At 68.8% G+C, this 24,897-nt stretch carries 19 protein-coding genes; 7 read left to right on the plus strand and 12 right to left on the minus strand.

The features are described from left to right. Positions 1–41 precede the first annotated feature (41 nt). The gene (locus AC4FS2_RS05945) at positions 42–1,247 is read left to right on the plus strand and encodes a thiolase family protein (protein ID WP_491152850.1); all 1,206 of its coding nucleotides are present in this window, start codon (positions 42–44) and stop codon (positions 1,245–1,247) included. Positions 1,248–1,253: 6 nt separating this feature from the next. Then, positions 1,254–3,392, plus strand: coding sequence for a 3-hydroxyacyl-CoA dehydrogenase NAD-binding domain-containing protein (locus tag AC4FS2_RS05950; protein ID WP_491176663.1), 2,139 nt, complete (start codon positions 1,254–1,256; stop codon positions 3,390–3,392). A gap of 105 nt (positions 3,393–3,497) precedes the next feature. On the opposite strand, the gene dxs is transcribed toward AC4FS2_RS05950, so the two are convergent. The 5 genes from dxs to dut form a co-directional block, all read right to left on the minus strand. Next, positions 3,498–5,456, minus strand: coding sequence for a 1-deoxy-D-xylulose-5-phosphate synthase (gene dxs / locus AC4FS2_RS05955; RefSeq protein ID WP_491176664.1), 1,959 nt, complete (start codon positions 5,454–5,456; stop codon positions 3,498–3,500). Between the two features lie 174 nt (positions 5,457–5,630). Further along, positions 5,631–8,480 (minus strand): aconitate hydratase, encoded by a 2,850-nt coding sequence (locus tag AC4FS2_RS05960; protein ID WP_491176666.1) that lies wholly within the window; start codon positions 8,478–8,480, stop codon positions 5,631–5,633. A gap of 129 nt (positions 8,481–8,609) precedes the next feature. After that, positions 8,610–9,341: a DUF3159 domain-containing protein gene (locus AC4FS2_RS05965; protein WP_491177803.1), complete on the minus strand. Its 732-nt coding sequence runs from the start codon at positions 9,339–9,341 to the stop codon at positions 8,610–8,612. A 38-nt stretch (positions 9,342–9,379) separates the two neighbouring features. Continuing rightward, positions 9,380–9,976: a DUF3710 domain-containing protein gene (locus AC4FS2_RS05970; RefSeq protein ID WP_491176667.1), complete on the minus strand. Its 597-nt coding sequence runs from the start codon at positions 9,974–9,976 to the stop codon at positions 9,380–9,382. Beyond that, entirely contained in the window at positions 9,973–10,428 is a 456-nt protein-coding gene (dut, locus tag AC4FS2_RS05975) for a dUTP diphosphatase (RefSeq protein ID WP_491176669.1), read from the minus strand. Before dut ends, AC4FS2_RS05970 begins: the two co-directional genes overlap by 4 nt. Before the next feature lie 12 nt (positions 10,429–10,440). Here dut and AC4FS2_RS05980 point away from each other — a divergent pair, with 12 nt between their 5' ends. After that, positions 10,441–10,932 carry a DUF3093 domain-containing protein gene (locus AC4FS2_RS05980; RefSeq protein ID WP_491176670.1) on the plus strand — a complete coding sequence of 164 codons (492 nt, stop codon included), beginning with the start codon at positions 10,441–10,443 and terminating at the stop codon, positions 10,930–10,932. On the opposite strand, the gene AC4FS2_RS05985 is transcribed toward AC4FS2_RS05980, so the two are convergent. Then, positions 10,907–11,200: a DUF4193 domain-containing protein gene (locus AC4FS2_RS05985; protein ID WP_491152832.1), complete on the minus strand. Its 294-nt coding sequence runs from the start codon at positions 11,198–11,200 to the stop codon at positions 10,907–10,909. The two genes, AC4FS2_RS05980 and AC4FS2_RS05985, sit on opposite strands and share 26 nt — an antisense overlap. A gap of 219 nt (positions 11,201–11,419) precedes the next feature. Between AC4FS2_RS05985 and sepH the strand changes: the two genes are divergently transcribed. Next, on the plus strand, positions 11,420–12,448 hold the full coding sequence (gene sepH / locus AC4FS2_RS05990; RefSeq protein WP_491176672.1) for a septation protein SepH: 1,029 nt from the start codon (positions 11,420–11,422) through the stop codon (positions 12,446–12,448). 1,011 nt (positions 12,449–13,459) lie between these two features. On the opposite strand, the gene AC4FS2_RS05995 is transcribed toward sepH, so the two are convergent. Next, positions 13,460–14,587, minus strand: a complete 1,128-nt coding sequence (locus tag AC4FS2_RS05995) for an alkaline phosphatase family protein (RefSeq protein WP_491176673.1) — start codon at positions 14,585–14,587, stop codon at positions 13,460–13,462. Positions 14,588–14,671: 84 nt separating this feature from the next. On the opposite strand from AC4FS2_RS05995, the gene AC4FS2_RS06000 reads away from it, so the two are divergent. Continuing rightward, positions 14,672–17,128, plus strand: a complete 2,457-nt coding sequence (locus AC4FS2_RS06000; RefSeq protein ID WP_491176675.1) for a DNA gyrase/topoisomerase IV subunit A — start codon at positions 14,672–14,674, stop codon at positions 17,126–17,128. Between the two features lie 30 nt (positions 17,129–17,158). Here the strand turns inward: AC4FS2_RS06000 and AC4FS2_RS06005 are convergent, their stop codons facing one another. Beyond that, positions 17,159–19,231, minus strand: coding sequence for a DNA gyrase/topoisomerase IV subunit B (locus AC4FS2_RS06005; protein WP_491177805.1), 2,073 nt, complete (start codon positions 19,229–19,231; stop codon positions 17,159–17,161). A 163-nt stretch (positions 19,232–19,394) separates the two neighbouring features. On the opposite strand from AC4FS2_RS06005, the gene AC4FS2_RS06010 reads away from it, so the two are divergent. Beyond that, complete coding sequence (locus AC4FS2_RS06010; RefSeq protein WP_491176677.1) at positions 19,395–19,619, plus strand: DUF7455 domain-containing protein; 225 nt, start codon at positions 19,395–19,397, stop codon at positions 19,617–19,619. On the opposite strand, the gene AC4FS2_RS06015 is transcribed toward AC4FS2_RS06010, so the two are convergent. Then, a complete protein-coding gene (locus AC4FS2_RS06015; protein ID WP_491176679.1) occupies positions 19,603–20,658 on the minus strand; it encodes an alanine racemase in 1,056 nt (351 codons plus the stop codon). The genes AC4FS2_RS06010 and AC4FS2_RS06015 overlap by 17 nt on opposite strands. Further along, complete coding sequence (locus AC4FS2_RS06020; RefSeq protein WP_491152821.1) at positions 20,655–21,308, minus strand: alanine racemase C-terminal domain-containing protein; 654 nt, start codon at positions 21,306–21,308, stop codon at positions 20,655–20,657. The genes AC4FS2_RS06015 and AC4FS2_RS06020 overlap by 4 nt, the downstream gene beginning before the upstream one ends. 45 nt (positions 21,309–21,353) lie before the next feature. Between AC4FS2_RS06020 and AC4FS2_RS06025 the strand changes: the two genes are divergently transcribed. Further along, positions 21,354–22,376, plus strand: a complete 1,023-nt coding sequence (locus AC4FS2_RS06025; protein ID WP_491152819.1) for a sugar-transfer associated ATP-grasp domain-containing protein — start codon at positions 21,354–21,356, stop codon at positions 22,374–22,376. A 350-nt stretch (positions 22,377–22,726) separates the two neighbouring features. On the opposite strand, the gene AC4FS2_RS06030 is transcribed toward AC4FS2_RS06025, so the two are convergent. Further along, a complete protein-coding gene (locus AC4FS2_RS06030; protein ID WP_491152816.1) occupies positions 22,727–23,425 on the minus strand; it encodes a coenzyme F420-0:L-glutamate ligase in 699 nt (232 codons plus the stop codon). Further along, the gene (locus tag AC4FS2_RS06035; protein WP_491176682.1) at positions 23,422–24,765 is read right to left on the minus strand and encodes an RNA polymerase sigma factor; all 1,344 of its coding nucleotides are present in this window, start codon (positions 24,763–24,765) and stop codon (positions 23,422–23,424) included. Before AC4FS2_RS06035 ends, AC4FS2_RS06030 begins: the two co-directional genes overlap by 4 nt. Between the last annotated feature and the right edge of the window lie 132 nt (positions 24,766–24,897).

Consider the following 24,897-nt stretch of genomic DNA (forward strand, 5'->3'; position numbering starts at 1 on the left):
GGCGCTCCTAGGCTGGCGGCATCCCTACTCTTGGAGGCAGAGTGCCCGACATCTCGGACGTCTTTTTCGTCGATGGAATGCGCACGCCGTTCGGCCGCGCCGGCGAGAAGGGCATGTACTGGAACACCCGCGCGGATGACCTCGTCGTCAAGGCGATCATCGGACTGATGGAACGCAACGCGCAGGTGCCGAAGGACCGCATCGACGACGTAGCGATCGCGGCGACCTCGCAGACCGGCGACCAGGGACTCACGCTGGGACGCACGGCCGCGATCCTCGCCGGCCTCCCGCAGTCGGTGCCCGGACTGGCCATCGACCGCATGTGCGCAGGCGCGATGACGAGCGTCACGACGATGGGCGCGTCGATCGGCTTCGGCCAGTACGACATCGCCCTCGCCGGCGGTGTGGAGCACATGGGCCGGCACCCGATCGGTGCGAACACCGACCCCAACCCGCGTTTCGTTGCGGAGAAGCTCGTCGATCCGGGCGCGCTGAACATGGGCGTGACCGCCGAGCGCATCCACGACCGATTCCCGCACCTGACGAAGGAGCGCGCCGACCGTTACGGGATGCTGAGCCAGCACAAGTTGCAGGCCGCGTACGAGGCCGGCAAGATCCAGCCCGATCTGGTTCCGGTGGCCGTCAAGGATGCGGAAGGCGCGTGGGGTCTCGCGACCGAAGACGAGGGCCGCCGCCCGGAGACGACCATGGAGGGTCTCGCCGCCCTCAAGACGCCGTTCCGCCCGCACGGACGGGTCACGGCCGGCACCTCCTCACCGCTCACCGACGGGGCGACCGTGTCGCTCCTGGCCGGCGGGGACGCCGTGAAGGAGCTGGGTCTCCAGCCCAAGATGCGCATGGTGTCGTTCGCGTTCGCCGGCGTGCAGCCCGAGATCATGGGCATCGGCCCCATCCCGTCGACCGAGAAGGCTCTGCGCAAGGCCGGACTCACCATCGACGACATCGGGCTGTTCGAACTCAATGAGGCGTTCGCCATCCAGGTGATCTCGCTCCTCGATCACTTCGGCATCGCCGACGACGACCCGCGCGTCAACGCGTGGGGAGGCGCTCTCGCGGTGGGCCACCCCCTCGCCGCATCCGGCGTTCGGCTCATGATCCAGCTCGCCGCACAGTTCCAGGAGCGCCCCGATGTCCGCTACGGCCTGACGGCGATGTGCGTCGGCCTCGGCCAGGGCGGATCGGTCATCTGGGAGAACCCGTACTTCAACGGCAAGAAGCGGAAGTAAGTGCACATGACGAGTTACGACGACATCGATTTCACCGTTCTGGAGTCCCTGTCCGCCGACGAGGTCGTCACGCAGTCGCGTGTTCGCGACATCCGGCTCGCCTCGGGCAAGGTGCTCGCCCTCATCACGCTCGACAACGGTCGTGACCACACCCGGCCGAACACTCTGGGCCCTGCGACGCTCGCCGAGCTCGGTGCAACCTTGGGCCGGCTGAAGAAGCGCGCCTCCGCCGGCGAGATCGACGCGGTCGCGACCACCGGGAAGCAGTACATCCTGGCGGCAGGAGCCGACCTCTCCGAGGTGGCGAACCTGCCGTCGAAGGATGTCGCACGACTCATCGCGCAGCGCGGACACCAGGTGCTCGGCTCACTGTCCGAACTGGGCGTGCCCTCGTTCGCGTTCGTGAACGGTCTCGCGCTCGGAGGCGGCCTCGAGATCGCGCTGAATTCCACCTACCGCACCGTGGATGCGTCGGCGGCGGCGATCGCGCTGCCCGAGGTGTTCCTCGGCATCATCCCGGGGTGGGGCGGTGCGTACCTGCTCCCGAATCTCATCGGGATCGAGAACGCCCTCGAGGTCGTGATCTCCAACCCGCTCAAGCAGAACCGGATGCTGAAGCCGCAGCAGGCATTCGACCTGGGCATCATGGACGCGATCTTCCCGGCATCCAACTACCTCGAGGATTCGCTGCGCTGGGCCGACGGCGTCCTCACCGGCGCGGTGAAGGTCTCGCGGAAGCACGAGCCGGGGAAGATCGAACGCCTGACGAAGTGGCCCATTGCGATCAAGATGGCCCGCGGCATGCTCGAGAGCCGGATCGGCACCGTGCCACGCTCCCCGTATGTCGCGCTGGATCTGCTCGACAAGGCCAAGAGCGGCACCAAGGCCGAGGGGTTCGCCCGTGAGGACGAGGCCCTGGCCGATCTGATCGTGGGCGACCAGTTCGCCGCATCCATGTACGCGTTCGATCTCGTGCAGAAGCGGGCTAAACGGCCCGTGGGGGCGCCGGACAAGGCGCTGGCGAAGAAGGTGACCAAGGTCGGCATCATCGGCGCGGGCCTCATGGCCAGTCAGTTCGCACTGCTGTTCGTGCGCAAGCTGCAGGTTCCTGTGCTCATCACCGACCTCGATCAGGCGCGCGTCGACAAGGGCGTCGCCTCCATCCACGAGGAGATCGGCAAGCTCGAGGCCAAGGGTCGGCTCGACTCGGACGCCGCGAACCGGCTCCGTGCGCTGGTGCGCGGCACGACCGACAAGGGCGAGTTCTCCGATTGCGACTTCGTGATCGAGGCCGTCTTCGAGGAGGTCGGCGTCAAGCAGCAGGTCTTCGCGCAGATCGAAGCGATCATCGCCGACGACGCGATCCTCGCGACGAACACCTCGTCCCTCTCGGTCGAGGAGATCGGCGCCAACCTCACCCACCCCGAGCGACTGGTCGGCTTCCACTTCTTCAACCCGGTCGCCGTCATGCCGCTCATCGAGATCGTGCGCACTCCCGGAACATCGGACGCGGCCCTGTCGACCGCCTTCGTGGTCGCCAAGAATCTCGGTAAGAACGCGGTGCTCACCGCGGACTCCCCCGGGTTCGTCGTGAATCGCTTGCTCGCCATCGTGATGGGTGAGGCCGCGCGTGCGATGTTCGAAGGTACGCCGCTCCTCACGGTTGAAAAGGCCTTCGGACCCCTCGGTCTGCCCATGACGCCGTTCCAGCTCATCGACCTGGTGGGCTGGAAGGTGGCCGCACACGTGCAGGACACCATGGCTTCTGCCTTCCCCGACCGCTTCTTCGCGTCGGAGAACTTCCACGAGCTTGCCGAGCTTCCTCAGGTCGTGGAGAAGGACAAGAGCGGCCGGGTCACCGGCTGGACGAAGGCCGCGCAGAAGGTGCTGAAGACCGGCTCGTCCCCCGCATCCGAAGAGGCCATCCTCCGCCGAGTGCAGGACGGACTCGCGCAGGAGATCAAGATCATGCTCGACGAGGGGGTCGTGCCCGAAGTCGAAGACATCGACCTCTGCCTGATCCTCGGCGCCGGCTGGCCGTTCATCGACGGCGGCGCATCGCCCTACCTCGACCGCGAGGGTGCATCGGAGCGGGTTTTCGGCGACACCTTCCACCACCCGCCGATCCGCGGCATCGGCAGCTGAACAGCATTGCAGGTGAGGGCGGTCCTTCGGGGCCGCCCTCTTGGCGTCCGCGGTGGAAGGAGCGCCGAACGGGCGGCAGGCGCTTCCTGGCGGTGGCGGGTCGGGTCAGCGCTCGCGCGCGTCGCGTCGCGCGGAGACGTCCATCAACCACACGGGCTGCTGCTCCGTGGGCCGCGCGACGGGGATGCGGGTGCCGAGCACCTGGGACACCACATCCTGGGCGATCTTCGCGGGCGTGAGGCCGGCGTCATCCAGGATCTGATCGCGCGAGGCGTGCGGGATGAATTCGTCCGGGACGCCCAGTTCGTCGACGGCGGTATCGACTCCGGACTCGCGGAGAACCTGCCGGATCCGTGTACCGACCCCGCCGACGCGGATGCCGTCTTCGATCGTGATGACGAGGCGGTGGCGCGCGGCGAGGTCCACGATGGACGGCTGAACCGGGATCACCCAGCGCGGATCGACCACCGTGGCGCCGATTCCTTGCGCGCGCAGACGCTCCGCGACGTCGACCGCGATATGAGCCATCGGTCCGATGCCGATCAGGAGCACATCCTCCGCGTCCGAGCGGACCAGCACGTCGACCCCGTCGGCCAGGCGCTCGAGCGCGGGGAGGTCGGGCGCGGCCGCACCCTTCGGGTAGCGCACCACCGTCGGAGCGTCGTCCACGGCCACCGCTTCGCGCAGCTCTTCACGCAGGCGCGCCGCATCGCGGGGTGCGGCGATACGGATGCGCGGCACCAGCTGGAGCATGGCGAGATCCCAGATCCCGTGGTGGCTGGGACCGTCCGGGCCGGTGATGCCCGCGCGATCGAGCGCGAACGTGACGCCCGCTCCATGCAGCCCGACATCCATCAGCACCTGGTCGAAGGCGCGGTTCATGAACGTCGCATACATGGCCACGACGGGATGCAGCCCGCCGAACGCCAAGCCCGCCGCGGAGGCGACGGCGTGCTGCTCGGCGATGCCGACGTCGTACACCCGCTCGGGGAAGCGCTCGGCGAACACCTGCAGGCCGGTGGGGCGCAGCATCGCCGCGGTCATCGCGATGACGTCCTCGCGTTCCGCGCCGATGGCGGCGAGCTCGTCGGCGAACACGTCCGTCCAGTCGTTGCCGCCGCTGAGGGAAAGCGGCTCGCCGGTCACCGGGTCGATCCGCCCGACGGCGTGGAACTGGTCGGCCACGTCGCTTCGGGCCGGACCGAAGCCCCGTCCCTTGTCGGTGATGGTGTGGACGATGACCGGGGCGCCGTACGACTTCGCCAGTTCCAGCGTCTCCAGGAGCACTTCGAGGTCGTGACCGTCGACCGGTCCGAGGTACTTGATGTCGAGGTTGGAGTACAGCGCCGCGTTGTTGGTGAATCGCGAGAGGAACCCGTGCGTGCCGCCCCGCACGCCGCGGTACAGCGCGCGGGCCGCGGGGCCGAGCCGACGGAACAGTGAATCAGAGCCGCGGTGCAGCGTGCGGTACGTGTCAGCCGTGCGCACACGGTTGAGATAGCGCGCCATTCCGCCGATGGTCGGGGCGTAGGAGCGGCCGTTGTCGTTGACGACGATGACCAGGTTGCGGTCGTTGTCGTCGGTGATGTTATTGAGCGCCTCCCACGTCATCCCGCCGGTCAGCGCGCCGTCGCCGACGACGGCGACCACATGCCGGTCCCGGCGTCCGGTGCGGGTGAAGGCGCGCGAGACGCCGTCCGCCCAGCTCAGCGAGCTGGAGGCGTGGGAGGACTCCACCACGTCGTGGGGGCTCTCCGAGCGCTGCGGGTAACCCGCGAGCCCGCCCCGCGAGCGGAGGCCGGAGAAGTCCTGACGCCCCGTGAGGAGCTTGTGGACGTACGACTGGTGGCCCGTGTCGAAGATGATCGGGTCGGCCGGCGAGTCGAAGACGCGATGGATGGCGATGGTGAGTTCGACGACGCCGAGATTGGGACCGAGATGCCCACCCGTACGGGCGACGTTCTCCACGAGGAACGAGCGGATCTCGGCGGCGAGCTGCTGCAGCTGCGGAAGGTCCAGCGCATCGATGTCGCGCGGATTCCGGATTGTCGGCAGCAGCTCCATGAGACCCTTCTTCGGCCGGTCGCGACGCCGGGCGTCGTGCTCAGAGTTTAGCCGCGCACTCTTGGACGATGCCTGTACGCGCGGGAAAAGGCATCCGTGTGTACCGTTGCGCCGCATCCGCCGGCAAACGGCCGGTGGCCCCGAGGTCTCCCCCGGGGCCACCGACGCGCGCGTTCAGACGAGCGAACGCAGCACGTACTGCAGGATGCCGCCGTTGCGGTAGTAGTCCGCCTCGCCGGGCGTATCGATGCGAACGACGGCATCGAACTCGATCGGCTGCTTGCCTTCGGCCGACGCGTCGCTCGGCTGGGCGGTGACCCGCACGGTGCGCGGCGTCGTGCCCTCGTTGAGCTGAGCGATGCCCGACACCGAGATGATCTCGGTCCCGTCCAGGCCGAGCGACGCCGCCGACTCCCCCGCCGGGAACTGCAGCGGCACGACACCCATGCCGATGAGGTTGGAACGGTGGATGCGCTCGTAGCTTTCTGCGATGACCGCACGCACTCCGAGGAGGCTGGTGCCCTTGGCGGCCCAGTCGCGCGACGATCCGGAGCCGTATTCCTTGCCGGCGAGGATCACCAGGGGGGTGCCCGCCGCCTGGTAGTTCTGCGACGCGTCGTAGATGAAGGCCTGCGGCGCGCCGTCCTGGGTGAAGTCGCGGGTGTAGCCGCCCTCCACGCCGTCGAGGAGCTGGTTGCGCAGGCGGATGTTCGCGAACGTGCCGCGGATCATGACCTCGTGGTTGCCTCGGCGCGATCCGTAGGAGTTGAAGTCCTTCCGATCCACGCCGTGCCCCATGAGGTACTGACCGGCGGGGCTGTCGGCCTTGATCGAGCCGGCGGGCGAGATGTGGTCGGTCGTGACCGAGTCACCCAGCTTCGCCAGCACGCGGGCGCCGGAGATGTCGGACACCGCATCGGGCTCGATCGTCATGCCCTCGAAGTACGGGGGCTTGCGCACGTAGGTGGAAGCGTCGTCCCATTCGAAGGTCGCGCCGGTCGGGGTGGGAAGCGAACGCCACCGCTCGTCACCGTCGAACACGCTCGCGTACTGCGTGTCGAACATGTCGGTCGAGATCGAGGAGTCGATCGTGGCCTGCACCTCGTCGGCGCTCGGCCACACGTCGCGCAGGAACACGTCGTTCCCGTCCGCGTCCTTGCCCAGCGCATCCGTCTCGAAGTCGAAGTTCATCGACCCGGCGAGGGCGTACGCGATCACCAACGGGGGCGACGCGAGGTAGTTCATCTTCACGTCGGGGTTGATGCGACCTTCGAAGTTGCGGTTGCCCGAGAGCACCGCCGTGACAGCGAGGTCGTTCTGGTTGACCGCCTCCGAGACCTCCTCGATGAGGGGGCCCGAGTTGCCGATGCAGGTGGTGCAGCCGTAGCCGACGGTGTAGAAGCCGAGGGCCTCGAGATCGCCCGTGAGACCGGCCTTGTCGTAGTAGTCCGTGACGACCTTGGATCCGGGCGCCAGGGTCGTCTTGACCCACGGCTTGGCCTTCAGCCCCTTCTGCGCGGCATTACGGGCGAGCAGGCCCGCCGCGAGCATGACGGAGGGGTTCGAGGTGTTCGTGCACGAGGTGATCGCCGCGATCGTGACCGCGCCGTGGTCCAGCATGAAGGACTCCCCGCCCTCCAGCGTCACCTTCGTCGGCTTGGACACCGTCGAGGGCGCGTGCGCCAGCGATTGCGCGTCGTGCTCGTGCTGGTGGCTGACCTCCGTGGGCGGCTCGCCCTGGCTGTGCTCGTCCTGCGGCGTGAAGCCGATCGGGTCGGATGCCGGGAAGGTCCCCTCCACCGCCGCATCGACGGGCGTGTGTGCGCCGGGCTCGGCGTAGTCCAGCAGGTCGTGCCCGAACTGCTCCTTGGAACGGGACAGCTCGATGCGGTCCTGGGGGCGCTTCGGACCGGCGATCGACGGCACGACGGTGGAGAGGTCGAGCTCCATGTACTCGCTGAACGAGGGCTCGGTCGCCGGGTCGTGCCAGAGGTGCTGAGCCTTGGAGTACGCCTCGACGAGCGCCACCTGCTCGTCACTGCGCCCGGTGAGACGCAGGTAGTCGAGGGTCACGTCGTCGATGGGGAACATCGCCGCGGTCGAACCGAACTCCGGGCTCATGTTGCCGATGGTCGCGCGGTTGGCCAGCGGCACCGAGGCGACGCCCTCGCCGTAGAACTCGACGAACTTGCCGACCACGCCGTGCTTACGCAGCAGGTCGGTGATCGTGAGCACGACGTCGGTCGCCGTCACGCCGGTCGGGATGGAGCCGGTCAGCTTGAACCCGACGACACGGGGAATGAGCATCGACACGGGCTGGCCGAGCATCGCGGCCTCGGCCTCGATACCACCGACGCCCCAGCCCAGCACTCCGAGGCCGTTCACCATCGTCGTGTGGGAGTCGGTACCCACGCACGTGTCGGGGTACGCGCGGAGCACGCCGTCGACCTCACGGGTGAAGGTCACCTTGGCCAGGTGCTCGATGTTCACCTGGTGCACGATGCCGGTTCCGGGCGGGACGACCTTGAAGTCGTCGAACGCCGTCTGACCCCAGCGGAGGAACTGGTACCGCTCACCGTTGCGCTCGTATTCGATCTCGACGTTGCGCTCGAATGCGTTCGGCGTGCCGAAGAGGTCGGCGATGACCGAGTGATCGATGACGAGTTCGGCCGGCGCGAGCGGGTTGATCTTGGTCGGGTCGCCACCGAGGTCGGCGACGGCCTCGCGCATGGTGGCGAGGTCGACGATGCAGGGCACGCCGGTGAAGTCCTGCATGACGACGCGCGCCGGCGTGTACTGGATCTCGGTGTCGGGCTCGGCCGAGGGGTCCCATGAGCCGAGCGCCCGGATGTGGTCGGCCGTGATGTTGGCGCCGTCCTCCGTGCGCAGAAGGTTCTCCAGGAGGACCTTGAGACTGAAGGGGAGCTTCTCGTAGCCGTCGACCGAATCGATCCGGAAGATCTCGTAGTCGGTGCTGCCGACCGTCAGGGTGCTCTTGGCACCGAAGCTGTCAACCGTGGACACGTTCGTCTCCTTCGTCGGCGAATGCGGGCGAGCCCGTCTTCCCATCTTCCCTGTCGCATTCCGCGGGAGCTAGGAAGGTTGACCTAACCGGCGGGGGCGGGAATTTATCTTGATGTCGAGATAAATGTATCAGGTTTGCCGGGGCGGATAGAGCGCCCGCACGGCGAGCCAGGTGACCGCGAGGAGGGGCGCGAACAGCGGCAGCCCCATCGCGATCTTCAGGGTTCCGAGCGTCGTGACGTCACCCGCGAAGTAGAACGGGAGCTGGACGAACAGGCGGGCGGCGAAGAGCGCGGCCCACGCCAGCGAGAGCCAGAAGAACACCCGCCGCTTGCGGACATTGGTCCGCCACCGTGTGCCCTCGTTCATGAGGAAGCCGACGGCCAGTCCGATCAAGGGCCATCCGATCAATGCCGTGACGAGAAACGCCGACCCGTAGATGCCGTTGGTGAAGAACCCGAGAACGAAGTTGTCCTGGCCGCGACCGGTCCACAACGCGAGGGCGGCAGCCGCGGCCGTGGCGATGAGGCCGCCGAGGGCGGCGCCGGCGGGTCCGCGCTGGACCAGACGGACGACCGTGAACACCACGGCGATGCCGACGGACACTCCCAGGCTCAGCCAGAGGTTCCCCTGCCCGGCGTCGGGGTCGTGGGTCGCCGTGAACAGGATCACGAACGCCAGGCTCGGTAGCACCGACTCCAGGATGCCGCGCCATCCGCCCATCGCGGTCCAGACCGCCGCACCGGTGGAGGCGTTGCGTGACGGGTCGAGCCCGGCCCGGCGGGCGGCGGCGCCGAGCGCCGCCCCCAGCGCCTCGGAGGCGGGCGGCGGCGTCTCGGGCGTGCCGTGTGCCGCCTCCACACCCGGCGACGCGGGCTCTCGGGGGTCCTTCGGATCGGTCACGTGGTACCCGGGGTGGCGGGCATCTTGAGAGGGATGAGATCGCGCGGCGGCATCGGCGCCGTTCCGCGCACGACGACGATCGAGCGGAAGAGATCCTCGACCTTGGCCGCAGCATCCGTGTCACTGGTCGCCGCGCCGCCGATGACTCCACGGAGGAACCAGCGCGGCCCGTCGACGCCGACGAACCGGGCGAGGCGCTTGCTGGCCCCGTCGGCGCCGGCGGTGACGGGTACCTCGGCGAGAAGCTCGGGCCCGAGCGGACCCTCGCGTTCCTCGACACGGCCACCCTGCTGACGGACCTGCTGGCGGATCTGATCGCGGGTCTCGGTCCACAGGCCGGTCGTGCGCGGTGCCGCGAACGGCTGAACCTGCAGGGTGGAGTCGGCGTAGTCCAGGCCCACGGCGACGATGCGCTTGGTCTGCTCTTCGACCTCGAGCCGGAGGTTCAAGCCCTCCCTCGGGAGGACCTTGATGCCGCCCAGATCGATGTACGGGCGGACCGGGTTCGCCTCGGACTCGTCGAAGGGTCCGGCGACGTCACGGTCGGTGGGAGATTCCTTGACGGCGGGCGTCTCGGGGGGAAGATCGGTCATGCGCGGGTCCCTTGCTGGCTGGAGTAACCGGTGGACCCGAAACCGCCCTCGCCTCGGGCGCTGTCGGGGAGGACGTCGACGGGAACGAACCGCACCTGCGGTACGGGCATCACGATCAACTGGGCGATGCGGTCGCCCACCGATACATCGAACGGTTCGCGCGCATCGGTGTTCAGCAGCGCGACCTTGATCTCGCCCCGGTAGCCGGCGTCCACGGTGCCGGGTGCGTTGACGATCGTGATGCCGTGCTTCGCGGCCAGCCCGCTGCGGGGAACGACGAAGGCGACGTAGCCGTCGGGGAGGGCGATGCGCACGCCCGTGCTCACCAGGGCTCGCTCGCCGGGCTCGAGTCGCACGGACTCCGCCGCCGTCAGATCGGCGCCGGCATCGCCCGGGTGCGCATACGCGGGAGCCGCGGCGGCGATAATGGGCACGTCGACGGTATCGGTCACCCCACGAGGGTAATGCAGATGGGAAGGTGCAGCATCCGCGAGGCAATCACCTATCGGGAGCGGCTGAGCCCGTCTCTGTGGGCGCTGGTCGCTGCCGCCGTGTGCGGTCCGATGGCGGCGCTCGTGTTCGCCCCGATCGATCGCACGATCGCGCTCATCGCCGGCGCAGTCGTGGGGGTGGGGGTGGTTGCCGCTCTCGTCGCCCTCGCCCCCGTGGTGGAGGTGCGTGACGGCGTGCTGCACGCGGGAGCGGCGCACATCGACGCGGGTCTGCTGGGCGATCCGGTTGCGGTGACCGGCGACGAGGCGCGGATGGCGCGCGGCGCAGGCATCGATGGCCGGTCATGGATGCTGATTCGCGGTGGGATCGACGGGGTGGTCACGATTCCCGTGACCGACCCGGACGACCCGACTCCGGCGTGGGTGATTTCCACGCGCACGCCGGATCGGTTGGCGGCGGCGATCCGCCGCGCTCAGGTCAAGCCGCGCATTCCCGGCAGATAGGGCCGGAGCCGGTCTCGTGGTCGAGCTGTGAGCGGTGCTTCACGAGGAAGCAGTTGGAACAGGTGAACTCGTCCTCTTGCGGGGGGAGCACAACGACGTCGAGTTCCAGGTCGGAAAGGTCGGCGCCGGGCAGTTCGAAGCCCGAGGGGTTGTCGGCGTCCTCGACGTCGATTGCACCAGAGGTCTTGTCCGGCACGCGCTCCTTCAGGGCCTCGATCGACTCGCTGTCGTCCTCGGTCTTGCGGGGGGCGTCGTAATCGGTGGCCATGCGTGAACGTCTCTTCTTTCAAATAAACAGGGGGTGCGTCGCCCGAGCGGGCGGCCATAGTTTGCATGACCGACCGTCGTTTCGCAAATACACGCGCGACGACATCGCCTGTGTGGTTCGGGATATCGGCAAAACGCGCGGCGCGCCCGCGATATTCCCGGTGGTGAGCGGGGCCTGTGTCAGCATGGGCGCTGACCGCAGATCGAAGGGGTGTTTCGCATGGAACAGCTCAAAGTCATCGGCACCGAGGAAAATCTCCTGGTCCTGGCGACCGACTCCGGCGAGAGGTTCACTCTCGCTGTCGATGAAGTGCTGCGCGGCGAAATGCGCCGCGCCCGTCGCGAACGCAGCACCGAGGAACGCGGGCCGCGCCCGAGCCCCCGGGAAGTGCAGGCGCACATCCGTGCCGGCCTCTCGGCGCAGGAAGTCGCCGTGCTGATGGGCGCCCGCCTCGAGGACGTGGTGAAGTTCGAGCATCCTGTCCTCGCCGAGCGCGAGCACATCGTCGGGCAGGCTCTCGCCGTGCCCGTGCTGCTCGGTGGTGAGCTGGAGCACGAGCACGTCACCTTCGGCGCAGCGGTGCGCGCCAAACTTGCCGAGGCCCACGCCACGGGTGAGCGGTGGAGCAGCTGGAAGGAATCGACCGGCTGGATCGTCAAGCTCGAGTTCACAGCGAGCGCCATCGATCACGATGCGCGGTGGGGCTACGATCCGCGGCGCAGCACGCTGTCGCCGCAGAACGCGGATGCGATCCAGCTGTCGCGGCAGGGATCCCTTCCGGAGGGCCTCATCCCGCGTCTGCGCGCGCTGGACGTGCCGGCGGCCAAGGACGACTCGCGCTTCGACAGTGGAGCATTCGGTCCGCGACGCATGGAGAACGACACCGAGCCGATCCCCGACTCGCCTTTTGCGGGACCGTCCGCTCAGGATGCGGCCATCAAGCGGGCGCCGGAGATTCCTGTGACATCGACGGAGACCGCTGACCTTCTCGAGGCGTTGCGGCGCCGTCGCGGCCAGCGGGAGCCCCTCCCCGGCACGGGTGCGGAGGCCGAGGCGCGACACTCGGCGGCGCCGGTGGCGCTGTTCGACGCGCTGGAGCCCGGATACGACGACTCCCCCTCCCCCGGCCAGGACGCTGATCCGTCGCGAAGCACCCCATCATCCGACGCTGGCGGGCGTCGCAAGGGACGCTCGTCGATGCCGTCGTGGGATGAGATCGTCTTCGGCGCTCGCGGCGACGAGAGCTGACGCACCTCCGACGCGGGTGAGCTGACCCGCGTAGCCGGGTTCGGGGGGTTCGGCGGTGACGCGGGTTTGTGGGTCCGGGCTCGTGCTCCGCGGGTTCGGTGGGGCCGGGCTCGGGCTCTGCGGGTTCGGTGGGGCCGGGCCCGGGCTCCGCGGGTTCGGTGAGCGGGAGGCGCCCGCCGCGTGCGGGCGGATTCTTCCGCCGTGTGAGTGCCGCGTGCGCTCCGGGAGGAGATGGCGCGTCGGGAGGAGAGAATCCCCGGATCCGCCCTCCTGGGTGCACATCCCCTCCCGAACGGCCCGGGCGGCGGGGTACGGGCGGCGGGGTTCGGCGTGCGCTCCGGGAGGAGATGGCGCTTGGGGAGGAGAGAATCCTCGGATGCGCCCTCCCGGGTGCACATCCCCTCCCGAACGGCCCGGGCGGCGGGCTACGGCGTGCTCTTCGGGAGGAGATGACGCTTGCGGAGGAGAGAATTCCTCGGATCGGCCCTCCCGGGTGCATTTCCCCTCCCGAAATGCCCAGGCTGCGGGGTGTGGCGTGCGCTTCGGGTGGAGGTGGCGCTTGGGGAGGAGAGAATCCCGGATCCGCCCTCCCGAGTGCACATCCCCTCCCGAACCGCCCAGGCGTAGAGCCAAAAGGCTGGCGGGTGCAGCAGCGGCAGGGGCCCACCCAGGCTGCGGGGTGGGGCGAAGGCACTGTGACGCACCCAGGCGCATGGGTGGGAACGGCGCGCACCTCGGGAGGAGATGGCGCTTCGGGAGGAAAGAAATCCTGGGATGCGCCCTCCCGGGTGCACATCCCCTCCCTAACCGCCCAGGCTCCGGGGTCGGCGGGCGTTTCGGGGGGAGATGGCGCTTCGGGGGGAGATGGCGCTTCGGGAGGAGAGAATCCTGGGGTGCGCCCTCCCGGATGCACATCCCCTCCGGAACTACCCGAGGTGGCGGCTCGCCCGACGCGCCTTCAGCGCCACCAGAGAACGCGGAGCCGGCGCCGCGCGAGCCGAAGCAGTACCGTCAGGCGAAGGCGCCGAGGCGGAGCAACGGCACCATCCGTTCCTCGATGGTGAGCGATCCGTGCTGCCCGACCATCCGCTGCGAAGCCTTGTCGGCTTCGCGGTCGTCGTAGTACGCCACGCCGGCGCGGGCCGCCACCAGGACGTCGCCGATGCGTTCACGAACCGCGGGGTCGACCGGGCCGAACAAGCCCGCGTCGATCGCCTCATCCCGGGCGAGCACCCACGCCCGGCCCGATTCGGCGGCGTGCCAGGCGGCATGCACGTCGGCAGCCCGGCCGTCCTCGGCATAGAGGTGCAGCATCCGAGGCTCACCGCCAACGACCGCGACCCCGTCCCACAGCTGTGAGTCCGCCCCGAACAGCAGCCGGCGGTGCGCCGGCACGTCGACCATGCCGTGGTCGGCCGTGATCAGCGCGCCCGTCGTCGGATCCAGGACCTCCGCAAAGTGTTGAGCGGCAGCGTCCACCCGTTCCAAGGCGGAGGACCATTGATCGGACTCCCAGCCGTGCCGGTGCCCGACGCCGTCGAGGTCAGGGGCGTAGAGGTAGGTCACCGACCCGGGATGCTCCGCCGCGAGGCGGGCGGCTGCCTCCACCCGCCCGACGAGATCCTCGACTCCCACGATCTCCGCTCCGCGGAGTGTCGCCTCGGTGAAACCCGTTCCGCGGTACTCGGGGCGGGACACGACGAAGGTCGGGCGACCCGCGTTCGCTTCGCTCTCGAGGATCGGTTGCGAACGTTGCCAGGTGCGGGGGTCCAGGCCGTGGGTCTCCCATCCGTGCAACTGATTCGGCGCGGAGTCCGTGCCGGGGATGCGCACGCGGTAACCGACGATGCCGTGCACACCGGGGTCGGTGGCGGTGAGCAGGCTGGTCAGCGCGGCCGCCGTCGTGGACGGGAAGACGGTGCGGGCGACGGCGGATCGCGAGCTCAGCGAGGAGAGGAACCGGGCGTGCCCGCGCCGGGCGGCGAGGTTGTGTGCGCCCAGGCCGTCGAGGACGAAAACGATCGCGCTGCGGGCGGGGGGAAATGCGCCGGGGGTGCCTGCGAGCGCGGCCAGCGCGTCGGCCAGCACGCCGGTGAGGCTCCGGGCGCGTGGCGGGTACGCCGGTAGGCTGAGAGACATCCGGGTCAGTCTCGCACAGGCGAACGGCCCCTGGTCGAGGCGCAACCGCCGCGATCGACACCGCCGACCCGAGGCCGAACGGACATGCCCTCTTCCCGCCCCTCCCCTGCCGTCGAAGAACGCATCGAAGACGTCGACCTCTCCGCCGAGATGCAGGGCTCGTTCCTCGAGTACGCCTACTCGGTCATCTACTCGCGCGCGCTCCCCGACGCCCGCGACGGGCTGAAGCCGGTGCAGCGACGCATCCTGTACCAGATGGCCGAGATGGGTCTGCGGCCCGACCGAGGCCACGTCAAGAGCGCCCGCGTCGTGGGCGAAGTCATGGGAAAGCTGCACCCGCACGGCGACGCGCCGATCTACGACGCCCTCGTTCGCCTGGCCCAGGCGTTCTCGCTCCGCGTGCCTCTCGTGGATGGACACGGCAACTTCGGATCGCTGGACGATGGTCCTGCGGCTCCGCGCTACACCGAGGCGCGACTGGCGCCTCCTGCCCTCGCCCTGACGGCCGATCTCGATGAGGATGTCGTCGACTTCATCCCGAACTACGACGGGCAGTTCCAGCAGCCCGAGGTGCTGCCGGCCGCGTTCCCCAACCTGCTCGTCAACGGGGCATCCGGCATCGCGGTCGGTATGGCCACGAACATGGCGCCGCACAACCTCATCGAGGTGGTGGCAGCCGCCGTGCACCTGCTGGCGAACCCGGAGGCCCCCCTCGAAGAACTCATGGAGTTCGTTCCCGGGCCGGATCTGCCCTCCGGCGGCATCATCGTCGGACTCGACGGAATCCGCGACGCGTACGCCACGGGGCGCGGCTCCTTCCGGACGCGGGCGAAGGTCTCGGTCGAGCCGCTCGGACCGCGCCGCACCGGACTCGTCGTGACCGAGCTGCCGTACCTCGTCGGACCGGAGCGCGTGATCGAGAAGATCAAAGACGCCGTGACGAGCAAGAAGCTCACCGGCATCGCCGACGTCACCGACCTCACCGACCGCACGCACGGCCTGCGTCTTGTCATCGGGATCAAGACCGGGTTCGATCCGAACGCCGTGCTGGACCAGCTTTACCGCCTCACGCCGATGGAGGATTCGTTCGGCATCAACAACGTCGCACTCGTCGACGGTCAGCCCCAGACGCTCGGGCTGCGAGAGCTGCTGCAGGTCTATCTCGACCACCGCATCCGCGTCGTCACGCGCCGCAGCGAATACCGTCTCGCCCGTCGGCGCGAACGGCTGCACCTCGTCGAGGGCTTGCTCATCGCGATCCTCGATATCGACGAGGTCATCCAGGTCATTCGTGCGTCGGACGACGGCGAGCAGGCGCGTGGACGGCTGATGGACGTGTTCGACCTCAGTCAGCCGCAGGCCGAATACATCCTCGAGCTGCGCCTGCGCCGCTTGACCAAGTTCTCGCGGATCGAGCTCGAGGCCGAACGCGATGCACTGCAGGCGGAGATCGCCGCGCTCGTGGAGCTCCTGAGCGACCCGGCGCTGTTGCGTGCGCAAGTGGCCCGCGAACTCGAGGCGACATCGGATGCCCTCGGCACGCCGCGGCGGACAATGCTGCTGAACGGCGGACCGGTCACGCCCCGCGCGGCCCGCGGCGCTGCCCCCGCCGATCTCCAGATCGCTGACGCGCCATGCCGCGTATTCCTTTCGGCGACCGGGCGGATGGTGCGTGCCGAGCGCGCGCCGGATGCTCCGAACGAAGGCATCGTGACGCCGGCGCGCCGATCGAAGCACGACGCGATCCGCTCAGCCGTGGACACCACCACGCGCGGGGACGTCGGCGCCGTGACCAGCGCGGGCCGGCTCATCCGCTTCTCCCCCGTCGACCTGCCCTCGGTTCCGGGCAACGCGGTGCAGCTGGCCGCGGGCACACGTGCGGATCAGTATCTGGGCCTCTCCGGGGGCGAGCACGTGGTGGCCGTCGTGCCCCTGGTGGCCGATCCGCCGATCGCTCTCGGAACCGCGCACGGTGTCGTCAAGCGGGTGGCCGCGACCGAGTTGCCGGCGGGTAAGCACGACGTCTCCATCATCGCTCTGCGGGAGGGCGACCGGGTGATCGGTGCCGCTCCCGCCAGCGACGGCGCCGAGCTCGTGTTCATCGCCGCCGACGCACAACTGCTGCGCTTCGACGCCTCATCTGTGCGACCCCAGGGGCGCGCAGCAGGCGGCATGGCCGGCATCCGCCTGGCCGACGGGGTGGAGGCTATCGGGTTCTCCGCGGTCGGCGCATCCGCCTTCGACGCCGTCGTCGTGACCGTCGCCGGCTCCAGTACGGCGATTCCCGGTATGGATGCGGGAAGCGCGAAGGTGTCGGCGTTCACGGAGTACCCGGCGAAGGGTCGGGGCACCGGCGGCGTGCGCGCACAGCGGCTCCTCAAGGGCGAAGACGGGCTCACCCTGGGCTGGGTCGGCTCCGACCCCCGTGCGGTGGGCACGGACGGCGGCGTGCGACAGCTTCCGCCCTCGGGGGCGAAGCGCGACGCGTCGGGCACGCCGGTCGACGGCATCATCGGCGCGCTGGGCACCACGGTCCGCTGACCTGTCGGTGTGGGGCGAAGGAGCGGCCGGTCAGGCGTCGATGCGCTCGCGCGCGAGACGGTCGCTGGCGTCCACGATGAACTCGCGGCGCGGCGCCACGTCGTTGCCCATGAGCAGTTCGAACACGCTCGCGGCCACCTCCGCGTCCTGGACGCGGACGCGGCGCAGCGTGCGGCCGGCGCGATCCATGGTCGTCGTGGCCAGCTGGTCCGCATCCATCTCGCCGAGGCCCTTGTAGCGCTGCACGGGCTCCTGCCAGCGCTTGCCCGCCTTGGTGAGCTTCGTCAGCAACGCGTGCAGCTCCGGCTCGCTGTAGGTGTAGATCGTCTCGTTCGGCTTGGTGCCCGGGGTCATGACCACGACCCGGTGCAGCGGCGGGACCGCCGCGTAGACGCGCCCCGCCTCGACCAGCGGCCGCATGTAGCGGAAGAAGAGGGTCAGGAGGAGGGTGCGGATGTGCGCGCCATCCACGTCGGCGTCGCTCATCAAGATCACCTTGCCGTACCGGGCTGCTTCGAGGTCGAACGAACGACCTGATCCGGCGCCGATGACTTGGATGATCGAGGCGCACTCGGCGTTGGAGAGCATGTCGCTGACCGACGCCTTCTGCACGTTGAGGATCTTGCCTCGGATCGGCAGAAGTGCCTGGTACTCGCTGCTGCGCGCCAGCTTCGCCGTCCCCAGCGCCGAATCACCCTCGACGATGAAGAGTTCGGAATCGCTGACGTCGTTGGACCTGCAGTCGACCAGCTTCGCCGGGAGCGACGACGACTCCAGGGCGTTCTTCCGGCGCTGGGTCTCCTTGTGGGTGCGCGCGGAGATGCGCGACTTCATCTCGGAGACGACCTTGTCCAGCAGGAGGGCGGTCTGCGCCTTGTCGTCACGCTTGGCCGACGCGAAGCGGGCCGCCAGTTCTTTGGTGACCACGGACGACACGATCTGCCGGACGGCGGGCGTACCCAGGATCTCCTTGGTCTGCCCCTCGAACTGCGGTTCGGGCAGTCGCACGTTCAGCACCGCGGTGAGTCCGGCGAGGATGTCGTCCTTCTCGAGCTTGTCGTTTCCTACCTTGAGCCGGCGCGAGTTCTGCTCGACCTGGCTGCGGAGCGTCTTCATGAGGCCCTGCTCGAACCCCTGCTGGTGCGTGCCGCCCTTGGGGGTGGCGATGATGTTGACGAAGGAGCGCATCACCGTGTCGTAGCCGGTCCCCCACCGCAGCGCGACGTCGACCTCGCACGTGCGCTCGACCTCTGTCGGCACCATCGCGCCGGCTGCCTGCAGGACGGGCACGGTCTCCGTGAACGTGCCGGACCCGGTGAGGCGCCACGTGTCCGTCACGCCGCTGTCGGGCGCGAGGTAGTCGGCGAATTCGGAGATGCCCCCGTCGAAGCGGTAGGCCGTTTCGACGGGCACAGCGCCACGCTCATCCCGGACCACCATCTCGAGTCCGGGGACGAGGAATGCCGTCTGACGAACGCGCTGCTCGAGCTCGTTCAGTCCGAACGCGGCGTCTTTCGTGAAGATCTGCCGGTCGGCCCAGTACCGGATGCGGGTGCCGGTCACGCCTTTGGGCGCTTTGCCCACGACCCGCAGTTCGCTGCTCTTCTCGAACGGGGTGAAGGTGGAATCCGGCGTGGGACCGGAGAACACGCCCGGCTCGCCGCGGTGGAACGACATGGCGTACGTCTTGCCGCCACGGTCCACTTCGACGTCGAGGCGTTCGGACAGGGCGTTGACGACGGATGCGCCGACACCGTGCAGACCGCCCGATGCGGCGTACGAGCCGCCGCCGAACTTGCCGCCGGCGTGCAGTTTCGTGAAGACCACCTCGACGCCGGGCAGGCCGGTGCGAGGTTCGATGTCCACCGGGATGCCGCGCGCGCGGTCCCGTACCTCGACGCTGCCGTCGGCGTGCAGGAGGATGTCGATGCGATTGCCGTGTCCGCCGAGGGCCTCATCGACGGAGTTGTCGATGATCTCCCACAGGCAGTGCATGAGACCCCGGGAGTCGGTGGAACCGATGTACATCCCCGGGCGCTTGCGGACCGCTTCGAGCCCTTCGAGCACCTGAAGGTGGTGGGCGGAATACTCGGAGGTCACAATCTCCCACGATAACGGGGGCCGCCCCACCGGGACGCAGACACACGGCGCCCGCGGGCCGCCGTACGCGCTCAGCGAAATGGGGGGACAGGCGGGCATGCACCCAGAACCCCCGTGGTTGTATGTGATGACCGAAGCACCGCGAGCACCGGAGGAGGGTACCGAGATGAACACGCTTTCGACACCGACCGACAACGCTGCCGTCCTGGAGTACCGTCTCACCGCCGCTGATCGGTGTGACTCGTGCGGGGCGCAGGCATACATCGCCGCAGAGGTGAATGGCAGCGAGCTGCTTTTCTGCGCGCACCACGGCCGTAAGTACGAGGAGAAGCTGCGCAGCATCGCTTCCTCGTGGCACGACGAGACCGCGCGCCTCAGCGAGTCGGCCTGAACCGATAGATCCGCTCGATCGTCGGGGAGATCCGCAACGCGATCTCCTCGCCGATCGTCGCGATGCGCTCGGCAGCATCCGTGAACGGATGCGGCGAATCCGCGCCCAGCACGATCACCTCATCGCCCGGGCGCATGCCGTCCCACCCTTCCACCACCAGCCGATCCGGCAGTACGGAAATCACGCGCCGGACACCGCCGGGCGTACGGATACTGAGCATCCCGCCCAGGGGTGAGGGAATCCCATCGAGGTTTCCGACCCCCACGTGAGCGCGGACGCCGTCCGTCTCGATGACTTCGGCTCGAAGCGAAGCGATCGGCCTGATGCCGAGGGCTTCCTCATCCGGGCCACCGGCGGCACGGATGCCGTACGCGAACGCCCCGATCCGGACGAGGTCCTCCCGGAACTCCGGGCGCGCGAAGCCGGCAGCGCTGGCCGCGAGGTGCGCGAACCGCGGTGTCAGCCCGGCGGCGACCGCTGTTTCCTGAGCCTGGAGGAACAGTGCGCGCGCTGCGTCGTCCTCCGCGTCCGACGCCTCGGCGATGTGGCTCCACACCCCCTCGACACCCAGGATGCCGGCTCGCTCCAGCTCGGCAGCGCGGGCGACCGCGTCCGGCCACTGCTCGGGACGGATGCCGTTGCGATGCAGCCCGGTGTCGATCTTCAGGTGCACGCGGGGCCGCGACCCGGCGGGTGCCGGTCCCCGTGCCGCGACATCCTCGAGCAACAGGTCATCCCCGACCCCGAGGTCGAGGTCCGCTTCCACGGCCGTGTGCAGATCTTCGACGGAACTGATCATCCAGACGAAGATCCGGACGTCCGGGCCGAGCTCTTCGCGAACCGCGAGTCCGGTGGCGGTGTCGAACGCACCGAACCATCGGATGCCTTCTGCGTGGGCGCGGTGCACGATCGGGCGGAGCCCGTGCCCGTATGCGTCATCCTTGACGACCAGCATGTGGTGCGCTGGTGCGATCTGCTGGCGGATGACCCGCAGATTGCTCGCAAAGGCGTCCAGGTCGACCACCAACCGGGCGCTCACGGCCCCACCTCCCGGGCGGCGCGGAGTCCGGTGGTCGCGACGATCTCTCCCGCGGTCCATCCCGTCGCCCGGACCCACTCGGCCAGCGGGGGCGCATCCTCCCGCGGGTCGCCGAAGAAGACGACTTCGTCACCGCGTGATACGGCGTGTTCGGTGATGTCCACCACGCAGACGTCCATCGCCACACGTCCGACCAGCGGATGAAGCGTCCCGCCGATCCGCACCGCGACCCGGTTGCCCAGCATCCGCACGACCCCCTGCGCATACCCCCCGGCGACGAGGGCCACACGGGTGTCTTCGGGGGCGCGGTGGGCGTACCCGTACGAGACGCCTTCGCCCGCACGCAGGTGCTTGGTGGAGAGCACCCGGCCGACGAGGGTCAGTACGGGGCGCGCGTCCGAGTCCCCTCCGGGCAGCCCGAAGAGCGTCTCGGCCTCGACCGCCGCCTCGTCGACGCCTGCGGCGGCGAGCACATCCGTCACCCACGTGGCTCCGTGGCCCCACGCGTCGGCGTACAGCGCCGCCACTCGTCCCGCGCGCCGCGACAGGGCCAGCGGGATGTTGTGTCGCAGAGCGGAAGCGGACAGGCGGGCCACCGGCCCGGAGCCTTTCGGCGCAGGCCGGGGGGTTCCGAGGTCCGGCGCAGTCACGCCCAATAGACTATCCGCGTCCCGTCCCCCGACCCCGGAGACCGCATGCCTGAAAGAGGCTTCGCCCTCGCGCCCCGCGTCCGCTACCTGATCGGCCGCGCGCGGCGGATCGATGTCGGATCCGTCTTCGAGCGTGCGCGAGAGGCCTCGCAGCAGCACGGGAAGTGGATGCCGGTGATCGTGGCCGACATGCTGTTTCAAGCCGGATTCCGTAACGTCGGGTTCCAGGACTACATCGACTACGACTTCGCGATCCTTTCTCGCGCCGAACGCGGCACGTACATGACGCATCCGGTGTCGAACCAGATCTCGCAGAAGTACGACCACCCGGACTTCCGGCACCTGTTCCAGGACAAGATCGCGTTCGACCGTGTCTTCAGCGAGCATCTCCACCGCGAGTGGATGGTCGTCGAGGAGGACAACGCCGATGCCGTTCGGGCATTCGCCGAACGCCACGGCACGATCGTCACCAAGGAGCCGGTCGGTCAGGCGGGTACCGGGGTGCACCGCTACCACGCGGCGGAGGTGGACGACTGGGCGGCCTTCCACGCGGGCCTGCGGCAGCGCGGTGAACTCCTCCTCGAGCAGCTCATCGTGCAGCATCCCGATCTCGCGGCCGTCTGCCCCGGCACGGTCAACACCACGCGGGTCACCGCGTTCTTCGACGGTTCCACGACGCACATCCTTGCGATGGCGCAGAAGTTCGGCCGCGGCGCGGTGAGCGACCAGATGACGTTCGGCGGCTTCTACACGATGCTCGACGAGAACGGCCACGCCGTCGGCGCAGGATATGACTCGCACGGCCATGTGCACGAGCATCACCCTGACTCGGGATTCCGGATCGCGGACTTCCAGCTGCCGATGATGGATGAGGTGCGCGCGTTCGTGGATCGGGTCGCCCGTGTCGTGCCGCAGGTGCAGTATGTGGGCTGGGACATCGTGGTGACGCCTGAGGGCCCCGTGCTTGTCGAGGGCAACTGGGGCGCGGGCGTGTACGAGAACAAGCCCAGCGTCACGGGCATCCGCACCGGCCACAAACCGCGGTACCGCGCCGCCATCGGCTTCTAGCGCCGCCCACGCGCGGCCCTTCGTCTCGGTCGCTGCGCTCCCTCGCTCAGGGTCCGGAACTTGCGATCACCGGGCGCTGAGCGAGCGCAGCGAGACGAAGCGTCAGCGCCGCCGAGGCGCGGCCCCTCGTCTCGGTCGCGTGCTCCCTCGCTCGGGGTCCGGGAATTGCGATCACCGGGCGCTGAGCGAGCGCAGCGAGACGAAGCGTCGGGGCCGCGGGGCGGCGTGCTCCGGGCGCTGAGCGAGCGCAGCGAGACGAAGCGTCAGGGTCGCGCGGGGCGGCCCTTCGTCTCGCTGCGCTCCCTCGCTCAGGGTCCGGAACTCGCGTGCTCTGGGCCCAGACCGACGGGTCAGGCGGGGCGGACGACGCCGAGCGGCGTGGACTCGTGGCCCTGCCCGAGCGGGTTGTCCTTCAGAATCGCCACCAGCCGGCGCTCACCGGCCTTATCCAGCGTCGAGCCGAGGATGTTGCCACCCAGGTCGTTGATGTCGACCACGGCGACCTCCGCCACTCCGCCGAGCAGCGACTTCAGATGCTGGGCGACCTCGCGTGGCTTGTCCGGACCCAGCACGACCGCCTTGTTGTACGGCGGGATTGTTCCGCTCGTCGGGCCGTCGATCGCGCGGGCCTTGTCTCCCGCGATGCGGTAGAAGTCGCCCTTGCGGCCGAAAGCCTTCGTCACGGCCGAGACCGCGGCGGCGAACAGGATGCGGGGTACCCCGCACTCGCGCAGCGCCATCTCCATCGTCTCCGGCATGCCGAGGCCGATGCCGTAGGGCGTGCGGACGACGAAACGCGACAGGAACAGTGCCAGACGCCGCGGATGGATGTCTTCGACGAGGTACGACCGGCCCTGCGTGATGGCGACGATCTTCTCCGTGACGAAGAAGATATCGCCGGGCTGCACGACGTCGGCGGCGTACTCGCGGATGAACGGATCGAGCTCGTCGCCCGGCATCACAACCCGCGTACGGATCGGGATGCGGGCGAACGACGCCCCATCGACGGTGACCGTCAACGCCTTGCCGGCGTTGGCCTCACCGGTCACTCGAGGTAATCCCGCAGCGACTGCGAACGGCTCGGGTGGCGCAGCTTCGCCATCGTCTTCGACTCGATCTGGCGGATGCGCTCGCGCGTCACACCGAAGGTGTCGCCGATCTGGTCCAGCGTCTTCGGCTGGCCGTCGCCCAGGCCGAAGCGCATGCGGATCACGCCCGCCTCACGCTCCGACAGGGAGTCCAGGAGCGACTCGAGCTGACGCTGCAGCATCGTGAAGCCGACAGCATCCGCCGGAACGACCGCCTCGGTGTCTTCGATGAGGTCACCGAACTCGCTGTCGCCGTCCTCGCCGAGCGGGGTGTGCAGCGAGATGGGCTCGCGCCCATACTTCTGTACCTCGATGACCTTCTCGGGGGTCATGTCCAGCTCGCGGCTGAGCTCCTCGGGCGTGGGCTCCCGGCCCAGGTCCTGCAGCATCTGCCGCTGCACGCGGGCGAGCTTGTTGATGACCTCGACCATGTGCACCGGGATGCGGATGGTGCGGGCCTGGTCGGCCATCGCGCGCGTGATCGCCTGACGGATCCACCAGGTGGCGTACGTGGAGAACTTGAAGCCCTTGGTGTAGTCGAACTTCTCGACCGCGCGGATGAGGCCCAGGTTGCCCTCCTGGATCAGGTCGAGGAACTGCATTCCACGACCCGTGTAGCGCTTGGCGAGGGAGACGACGAGGCGGAGGTTCGCGCCGAGCAGATGCGACTTCGCGCGCTGACCGTCACGAGCCACCCACTGGAGGTCGAGGCCGAGCTGGCCCGACTTCTCCGCCGCCGACATGTGCGACAGCTTCTCCTCGGCGAACAGTCCCGCCTCGATGCGCATCGCCAGTTCGACCTCTTCGGCCGCGTTCAGCAGCGGAACTTTACCGATCTGCTTGAGGTAGTCCTTGACGGGGTCGGCGGTGGCGCCGGTGATCTGAGCGGAGTAGACCGGGACGTCATCCTCGTCATTGGACGAGATGACGATCGCGCCGGTCGGCAGCGGTTCGCTGAAGGCCGGCTTGGTGGCGTCTTCTTCGTCGTCGTCGTCCGCAGCGCCTTCGGCGGCCGGCTTGGCTGCGGGGGCAGCCCCCGGCGCGTCGTCATCGGTCACGTCGGTCGTGTCTTCTTCGACGACTTCGATATCGGCGTCCAGTTCGACGTCTTCGATCTCTTCGTCGACGTCGGCTTCGTCAGCCTTGGTCTTGCCCTTGGCCGTCTTCGACTTGGCAGCAGCCTTGGGGGCCGCCTTCTTCGCGGGCGTCTTCTTCGACGGCACCGCGGTGGTCTCGTCGACCGTGTCGATGTCGGTGTCCTCGCCGCTGCGGGAGCGGGTCTTGGTGTTCGTGCCTGCCACGTTTCGCCTTTCACCGGTGGCGCGCGTTACACGGTCGCCGGTCGTTCTCGGACACTATTAAGACCCTTGTCAAGTCTGCGGCGGTGAGCGGATGCTCCCACCGAGGATCGACAACGGGCCAGGTCCTTTATT

The organism is Microbacterium sp. Z10_103, assembly GCF_058310455.1.